Origin of the sequence: Pseudodesulfovibrio pelocollis (assembly GCF_030282845.1) — a bacterium.
GTDB classification, from domain to species: domain Bacteria; phylum Desulfobacterota; class Desulfovibrionia; order Desulfovibrionales; family Desulfovibrionaceae; genus Pseudodesulfovibrio; species Pseudodesulfovibrio pelocollis.
Genome location: NZ_JASTWE010000096.1, coordinates 1 through 2,008, shown reverse-complemented (window position 1 = coordinate 2,008; position 2,008 = coordinate 1). Strand labels below are relative to the sequence as shown.

The window sequence follows — 2,008 nt, the reverse complement described above, 5'->3', positions numbered from 1 at the left end:
TCCATTGCCGAGTAGAGCCTTCTGGTTCAAAAGGGGACAAGTGAACTGGATCACTCCCTCGGCAATTTCCTGGTTGGTTCCTGATCCTCCAAGCTCGTCAATGACCTGGATCGTCGGAATCATCAGTTCGTGGTATTGTGGTATATTTTTCATGGTGTAGTGGGTTGAGGTTTTCAGTCGATATATATCATCGCCTTAGGGAAGCCAATATCCAAAAGAATAAATGATGATGCTTTGGAAAACTCCCCGGCTCCTGTTTTTCCGTTCTTCGCCATAACACCCAGGAACGTGTGGTTCAGCTTCCAGCCGGTCTGGGGGTGAGGCGCTTGTGGGCAGGCAAATGCGTTTCTTTTTTGCATTTCTTTAAACGCGGAGCAGCGCTATCTTGATTTCATTTGTTTTCTCAAATATGACGGCTCCATGTATCAAGAAGCAGAACGCGGCTCGCCGGGGGCGAACTTGCGCCAGGGCATGCGATCTCGCGTGTTGGCGTGTGCCGTCATGGCGTTATGGAGTGTATGTATGGTCTTGAATGGTGAAGCCAGGGCCGCCTCGCTTGCGGTCTACGGACCGGGCGGCCCCTATCCGGCCATTTGCCAGTGCGCGGAGATCTTCGGTGCCCGGCAGGGCGTGGCGGTGGATGTGCAATTCGGCGAACCGGCCAAGCAGGCGGATCAGGCTGCGAAGAACGGCGATGTCTATTACACCGGCGCGGAATACATGATGGACGATTTCATCCGGGATTACCCGACGCTTCTCGACGAATCCGCCATCATCTATCCTGCCGCCCGGCGGGTGGGGATCATCGTGCGGCAGGGCAACCCGAAAGGCGTGAAAAGCCTCGGTGATCTGGCCGCGCCCGGCATGCGCATCCTGGACGTGAGCCTTGAGAACATGGCCGACCTTCGCGGGAAGGCCAACGCCAATACAACGGTTTTCGTCGTTACGGGCCGTCAGGGTTTTACGGCCTGGAAGACACACAACAACCTGGACGCCTGGGTGACATACAAAACCTGGGCCGAGCAGCTTGACCCAGGCGAGGGCGAGTTCATCCCCATCGACGGCCCCATGGGTCTGCGCCGGATTCCGGTGACGGTGATGCGAAATGCGCCCAACCCCGAATTGGCCAGGGCTTTTCTGGAATTCCTGGAAACGGACGAGGCCCGCACCGTGTTCCTTGAAAATGGGTACGAGCCGTACTGAAGGAGACAGACATGCGCATCCTCGGCATCAACTCCAGCCCCAAGGGAAAGGCAAGCCAGACCCGGCGGCTTGTCCAGGCGGTGCTTGACGGCGCTGCGTCGGTCGGTGCAGAAACGGAATACGTTGATCTGCGCAAGAGCCACGTCGAGTACTGTATTGGCTGCCGCAAATGTTTCGCCACCGGCAAATGCGTTTTCGATGACGACTATGCCGCGCTGCTGGAAAAGATGCTGGCGGCCGACGGCATGGTCTGGGGCTCTCCAAACTACTCATTTTGCGTGAATGCGCCCATGAAGGCGCTCATCGACCGCATGGCCGATGTCATCCACTGCCAGTATTTCGATGGCAAATACTGCGCCGCCGTCTGCACGGCCGGTCGCGACCATGGCGTCGTCACCCGTTTTCTCGCCAACAACTTCAACGACCTCGGGGCCTATGTCACGGGCACGGCCGGAGCCCTGGTCACGGAAGGCGAAGAGGCCGTGGCGCGTGCCGAGAGCCTGTCCTTCTCCCTGGGGCAAGCCCTGGCGGAAGACATAGCCACAGGGCGGCCCTATTTTGACCAACGCGTGGACATTGACGCCAACAGGCTGGCATTTCAGGACAAAATACACCAACACAAGGACCAATGGCCCTACCAGTACGAATACTGGGAGAAGAAAGGGTGGGGTTGATCCCCGTGCAACGAGGTGAGGCCGGGGGGGAGTGATGGTAATTCGCCCAATGACGACAAGGGCCGGAGCTTGCGCTCCGGCCCTGCTTGTGTGGTGTGCCGCTATCTAGTGTGCGTTCCGCAATTAAATCT

The 2,008-nt window shown here is 57.9% G+C and carries 2 protein-coding genes; both read left to right on the top strand.

Features of this window, described 5'->3' with window-relative positions:
- Positions 1–522 precede the first annotated feature (522 nt).
- On the top strand, positions 523–1,203 hold the full coding sequence (locus QQS14_RS16295; RefSeq protein WP_285908074.1) for a substrate-binding domain-containing protein: 681 nt from the start codon (positions 523–525) through the stop codon (positions 1,201–1,203).
- Between the two features lie 11 nt (positions 1,204–1,214).
- Positions 1,215–1,877, top strand: coding sequence for a flavodoxin family protein (locus tag QQS14_RS16290; protein ID WP_285908073.1), 663 nt, complete (start codon positions 1,215–1,217; stop codon positions 1,875–1,877).
- The last annotated feature ends 131 nt before the right edge of the window (positions 1,878–2,008 follow it).

What these genes read in the sequence shown, in the direction of transcription:
- QQS14_RS16295 (WP_285908074.1), top strand. Translation starts at nt 523, where the DNA reads ATGGTCTTGAATGGTGAAGCCAGGGCCGCCTCGCTTGCGGTCTACGGA.
- QQS14_RS16290 (WP_285908073.1), top strand. Translation starts at nt 1,215, where the DNA reads ATGCGCATCCTCGGCATCAACTCCAGCCCCAAGGGAAAGGCAAGCCAG.